General features: G+C 66.5%; 6 protein-coding genes. 1 reads left to right on the top strand and 5 read right to left on the bottom strand.

What is annotated here, in order from left to right; all coding sequences use genetic code 11:
* Positions 1-258: hypothetical protein (locus JHC79_RS18615; protein ID WP_296393606.1), on the top strand; the 258-nt coding region annotated here is incomplete at its 5' end.
* Positions 259-267: 9 nt separating this feature from the next.
* On the opposite strand, the gene JHC79_RS18610 is transcribed toward JHC79_RS18615, so the two are convergent.
* The 5 genes from JHC79_RS18610 to pnuC form a co-directional block, all read right to left on the bottom strand.
* A complete protein-coding gene (locus JHC79_RS18610; RefSeq protein WP_296393604.1) occupies positions 268-687 on the bottom strand; it encodes a nitroreductase/quinone reductase family protein in 420 nt (139 codons plus the stop codon).
* Between the two features lie 55 nt (positions 688-742).
* Positions 743-2695 (bottom strand): PQQ-binding-like beta-propeller repeat protein, encoded by a 1953-nt coding sequence (locus JHC79_RS18605; protein ID WP_296393602.1) that lies wholly within the window; start codon positions 2693-2695, stop codon positions 743-745.
* Between the two features lie 369 nt (positions 2696-3064).
* A complete protein-coding gene (locus tag JHC79_RS18600; RefSeq protein WP_296393600.1) occupies positions 3065-3760 on the bottom strand; it encodes an NUDIX hydrolase in 696 nt (231 codons plus the stop codon).
* Positions 3757-4845: an AAA family ATPase gene (locus JHC79_RS18595; RefSeq protein WP_296393598.1), complete on the bottom strand. Its 1089-nt coding sequence runs from the start codon at positions 4843-4845 to the stop codon at positions 3757-3759. Before JHC79_RS18595 ends, JHC79_RS18600 begins: the two co-directional genes overlap by 4 nt.
* Positions 4846-4850: 5 nt before the next feature.
* Positions 4851-5489 (bottom strand): nicotinamide riboside transporter PnuC, encoded by a 639-nt coding sequence (gene pnuC, locus JHC79_RS18590; RefSeq protein ID WP_296393596.1) that lies wholly within the window; start codon positions 5487-5489, stop codon positions 4851-4853.
* Positions 5490-5531 lie beyond the last annotated feature (42 nt).

Below are 5531 nucleotides of genomic sequence, written 5' to 3'. Positions count from 1 at the left end.
GCTGCGTCGTCGGTGTCCGACACCAGCTCGCCCGCGGGGACCTACATCGCCTCGGCGAGCGACGGGACAGTCGTCATCCGTGACAAGGCCGCCGGCGCCGAGCAGTACCGTGCCGACCTGCGCGCGACGAAGCTCGAGTGGGTCGATGACTCGACGCTGCGGGTGACCGGCGCCGACGGCTCCACGACGACGGTCAGCCGTGTGGACGGGGCCTGGGCGGCGTCGGGCTCGACCCCGGCGACCGCGCCGGCCGGCTGATGCGGGCGGTCAGGCCGGGTTCAGGCGGAAGATGGGGAACTTGCGACCCTCGGCGGTCTTCTCGTACTCCTTGAACCCGTCGGAGAAGTCGGTGAACTTCTTCCAGTTCTCGGCCCATTCGGAGTCGGGCACCTCGGAGACGTGCACCTTGATGGTCGTGACCTCGCCGTCGCCGGGCACCTCGACGTCGATGTCGGGGGTGGCGCGCAGGTTGTGTACCCAAGCCGGGTCCTTGGGCGATCCGGCGGCTGAACCGACGATCAGCCAAGAGTCGTCCTCGGGGAGCCCGAGCAGCGGGTTCAGGCGCACGTCGCCGCTCTTGGCGCCGATGGAATGCAGGACGACGAGCTTGTCGCCGAAACCGGCGGTCTCCACATGACCGCCGTTGCTGCGGAACTCGTTGATGATGGTGTCGTTGAAATCAGTCATGGGTCGATGATGCCGCCATTCGGTGGGGTTGCAACAGAGATCGCACTTGCACGCTTCAATTCATCGTCGAGTCACCGCTGCCGACGATCTCGAACGCTCCTCTACGGTCCTGCGTGGTGCACAACACCAGCATCGCTCCCGGCACGTTGATCAGCGAACTTCGGTCGGAACGCGGTGGGCAGGGCAGCGGCATCTCCGCGATCCCTCCAGGGATCTGCGGATTTGTCGTCACCACTCCGGGGCCATAAACCGTGCTCATGGTGATCGCTGTCAGGTCTGCGCCGATCCACACGGCAGGCGCTTTCGCCGTCACAGGTTCGAAGCCGGGATAAACCTTGATGCGTCGCGGCGAAGCAACCGTTCGGATCTCGAGCTGACCCGATGGGGACGCGGTGAGGTACTGGCCGGCGCGCACGGTTGAGCGCAGGCCGCCGCCGACCAGGCTCTCGACAACCGCTCCCGAGGTCGGGTCGATCAACGAGGTCGTCGCGTCGTCGGTCACTTCCGACGACGGACCCACCGCGAAGACGTCGCCCTCTGCACTGATCGGACCGGAGTGTCCGACGTTCGTGGTGGGTTGGGCCGCACCTGTTCGGGTGTCGACGACCGCGACGCGGTCACGCAGTCCGCACCGGTCGGTCAGGGCAACGACGGTCCCGATGATGTCGCCGCGCGGGCTGCAGTTCGACGACGTGGGGCGGGCCCACAGCGTCGTTCCGCTGCGCGGGTCGAGGGAGACGATGTCGCTCCGGTTGCCCCGGGTACGGATGCCGACCAGTGCATTGCGCGCTGTCGCCCGTCGACTGGTGTCGAGAAAGTAGATGTCGTCCGTGGTCGACCACAGGGTCCGCCCCGTGATCGCGTCGACGGTGACGACGCGGTCGTTCGCGCCGACCATCGTCAGGGTGCTCGAGGTACCCGAGCCGTTCGCCAGCAGGAACCGATGGTTGTCCAGGCCCTGGCGGCTGGAACGACCGGGGATCGTCCGATCGAGAAGCGCAAGGTCGATGTGCCACCGCCGTTGTCCGGTGACGCCGTCGTACGCCACGAGCGAATCGCGGTCGAAGAATGCGAAGCCGTCGCCCGTCGGCACGACGGACCGTGCTGGGTTGTCGCGCAGGCTGATCCGGTAATCCGCCATGCCCGGCACCGTGGGATAGGCACGCGCGGGGGCTGCGGCGGCCGGAGAGGTGTGCGTACTCCGCCCCTGCTGTAGGTACAGACCGGCGGCCGCGGACGATCCGACAATCAGAGTTATTGCCAGGACGATGCAGACGACAGCGGTCGTCGGTGCGCTGATCGCACGCACCTCACCCGTCGACCGGGTGAACTGTTCGACGACCAGCCCGATTGCGGCTGTTCCGCCTGCCGCAGTGACGATCACGCCGACCAGTGCGATCGGTGACGACTCCTGCACGCCGGGGACGAGAGCCAGGTCGTGCGCCTCGTGCAGGGCCCCCGGCAGCTTGAACAGGATGAGCCATGCCAACAACACCGCGCCGAGACCGGTGAGCAGTGCCGTGACGAGCCGGTTCGTCTCGCCGGAGCTCCGGGTGACCCAGATGATGATCGCCGCGGCAACGGCCATGCCCAGGGCGACCATGAAGGACAACCGTGCGGGTCCGACAAGGGGTGATTCGTCGGCGAGTTGGATCTGTTCGGGGACAGCCCGTATGAGAGCGAACCCGGTCAGCGCCACCGCGGTGACACCGGCGCCGATCGAGAGGGCGACGAGGACCTGACGAAGCTGAGCGCGCGAAGGAAACGTATCGGTATCCCCTCGGCGTGCGACAACCGCGAGGACAAGACACACCGCGGAGAACAAGCCGAGACAGAGCGCGGTGATAGACGCCGTGCTGTCACCGTCTTCGAGTGGCGGAACGTATCGACGAATCGAGATGAGCACCGTGATCGACAGCACGCCCATACCCAGCAGGCACACGCCTTCCCACCGCCGTGCCCACTCTGTGAACCTGCCCAGAGCGGCGGCAAGGAGCAGAACGGACATTGTCACGATGGTTGCCGCATCGAGAGCAGTCGCAGCGTCGTTCGCGAGGGCGTTCGGACCTTTGTCCGAACCGGTTGAGCTGAGTCCTAACACAGCGAATCCGATGGCAACCACCGCCGTGACCACGCCGATGACGACGAGGATCCGCGACGCCGATCGCCATCGCAGGAATGACGGTTCCGACTGCACAGACCGGGCCATGGTGGTGGGCTCTCTTGTTGAGGTGCCGGGGCCGACTGGTCGGTCGCAGTGCTCGATCGCCCCCGACGCGATCCAGACCGCGATTCTTACAAACGCTGTACGTGTGACCGAAAACGGGGCTCGGCGGTGGCGGCGATTCGGGTGGCGGCTGCTTACTCGCCCTGGCGACTAACCGCGCAGAATCGGTGGATGCAGCGCGGTGGCCTCGCCGGCGCGATAGAGCTGAGCGTGCCGTCCTCGCGTACCGGTCGCGACCGTCTCGCCGTCCACCGGTCGGACGAAATCCGGGGTGCCGAGCACCTTTCGCCGGAAGTTGGCGCGATCCCAGGTCACGTCCCACACCGTCTCGTAGACCGTCTGCAACTCGCGCAGAGTGAACGTGGAGCCGACGAACTCGGTTGCCAGGGTGGTGTACTCGAGCTTCGATCGAACCCGTTCAATGGCGTCGTCGAGAATGGTCCGGTGGTCGAACGCCAGATCGCGGGGCATCTCGTCGAGTGGAGTCCACGTCGCGTCGGCCGCATCGGTCCCGGCCACGGGCTCGGGCAGGTCCGGGGCGAACGCAACGTACGCCACCGACACCACGCGCATCCGCGGGTCGCGATCCGGCGCGCTGTAGGTGGCCAGCTGTTCGACGTGCCCGGGGAAGGTTCGCACCCCGGTCTCCTCGGCCAGTTCGCGAACCGCTGCCGCGTCGGTCGACTCGTCGATGTGCACGAAACCACCGGGTAGCGCCGGCTTTCCTCGGAAGGGTTCCTCCCCGCGGGTGACCACCAGGGCGCACAGCTTTCCCTCGCGAAGGGTGAGGACGGCGAGATCCACGGTGACCGCGAACGGCGGGAACTCGGAGGCGTCGTAGGTCATGACATCTCCAGGGGGTCGGACAATGTGGACCGTACGGCCAGTGCCTGGTCGGCCACCCGGATGGCCAGTGCGATCCGCTCGTCGAGGCTACCGGTCAGCAACACCCACGAGCGTCCGCTGCGCGTCAGGGCGTCGATGAACCACCCGGTCATCTCCGCGCACACGTGCTCACCGTCGCGGATGCCGTCCTGGACGAACGGGACATCGACGTGGTCGGTGATGAGATAGATGCTGCCGGAGTCGCGCACCTCGGCCGCCGCGCAGCGACTGCGCGGGCCGAGATACCGCCGCTCCCAGACGGTTGTGGCGAAGGCGTCGGTGTCACAGACCAGTAGCGGTGATCCGGTGCGAGCCGCGGTGTCCTCGCGGTCCTGCTGGGTTCGTGCGATGTGGACGAAGTCGTCACCGGACCAGGTCACATCGTTCATGTCGGCGCCCCGCGCCGTGGCCTGAAGTCGTGCGAGCTTCTCGACGGTCGCATCCCGGCCGTACTCGGGTACCCACTGCGTCGACGCCCAGATGCCGCCTCGATCGCGGAAGTGCTGCGCCACAGCCTGGCTGACGGTCGTCGTGCCGGTGGACTCCGAGCCCAGCACGACGACACGCGTCGTGAGGCCGACCCGGGTCGGCGTGTCCAGGTAGGTCCAGGACTCGGCGAGGTCGGCGCGACACCGTGTGCCGGAGATCGGCAGTTGCCGACGTTCCGCGTCGAAAGACACGTGCGCGGCGTCGAACCACGTGGCCAGGTGTCTGCCGTAACTTTCGCTGCTCACCACCGCGTCGATGCGATGAGTCGACACCTGTGCGACGGCGGCGCGCATACACGCCACCTGTGCTGCCCACACCGCTCGTGATTCCAGATCGACAGGGGCATCGCAGACGATCCCGGTGATCTGCACCGACGCATTGTCGCGGTGCGATTCCCGCAGCCACCCGACACGATGAGCCAACGGGATGGACTCGGCAGCCGACGACATCGCCACCACCGTGACCTCCTCGGCGACTGTGGCCGCGTACCGGATCAGTGCGTGATGCCCCGCGTGTGGGGGATAGAACTTGCCGATCACCAGAGCGTGTTGATACACGAGAGTCAGCCCTGCAGAACGGGAACGGTGACCGACGGCGCGGCCATGTCCCGACGCCACGCCCGCAGACCCATGACGCACAGCGCCAGGAACCCGACGTAGAGCACCGCGGTGAGAACGAGGTCCTTGTAGAAGTAGAGCGGTACGTAGATGAGATCGGCCGTGATCCAGAGAAGCCATGACTCCCAACGCTTCTTGGCCTGCCCCCACGTGGCGAGTAGTGACAGCGTGGTCGTGAGTGCGTCCCAGAACGGAACGACAGACTCGGTGGCCAGCGCCAGAACTGCGGTGAGAACTGCGGTCGCCAGCACTCCGGTCACGACAAGTGCCGCGCACTCCTGCCGGCTTGTGCCGGTGACGGCGCGGGGCGCGGCCTCTCGGCCGGCGACCCACAGGTACCAACCCCAGATGGCCAGCGCGATGTAGACGACCTGCAGTGCGGAGTCGGCGTAGAGGCCCGCGGTCAGGAACAGCAGGATGAAGACGATGTTGTTCGCGATGCCGATCGGCCAGTTCCAGATGTTCTGCTGCGCAACGAGGTAGACGCACAATGCTCCGGTGATGAAGCCGAGCAGTTCGGCCCACGATGTGGGTGCGCCGAACGCGCTGAACGCAGTGGATCCGAGCCAGTCGACGATCGCCATGGCCGACTCCTTTACTTTAGTGGTCGAAGTGACTACAAAGAA

Source organism: Williamsia sp., from assembly GCF_016462415.1.
Classification (GTDB): domain Bacteria; phylum Actinomycetota; class Actinomycetes; order Mycobacteriales; family Mycobacteriaceae; genus Williamsia_A.
This window is presented reverse-complemented; position numbering and strand designations above follow the sequence as displayed.

Coding starts and splice junctions, on each gene's coding strand:
- JHC79_RS18610 (WP_296393604.1), bottom strand. CDS start 687: ATGACTGATTTCAACGACACCATCATCAACGAGTTCCGCAGCAACGGC.
- pnuC (WP_296393596.1), bottom strand. CDS start 5,489: ATGGCGATCGTCGACTGGCTCGGATCCACTGCGTTCAGCGCGTTCGGC.
- JHC79_RS18600 (WP_296393600.1), bottom strand. CDS start 3,760: ATGACCTACGACGCCTCCGAGTTCCCGCCGTTCGCGGTCACCGTGGAT.
- JHC79_RS18605 (WP_296393602.1), bottom strand. CDS start 2,695: ATGTCCGTTCTGCTCCTTGCCGCCGCTCTGGGCAGGTTCACAGAGTGG.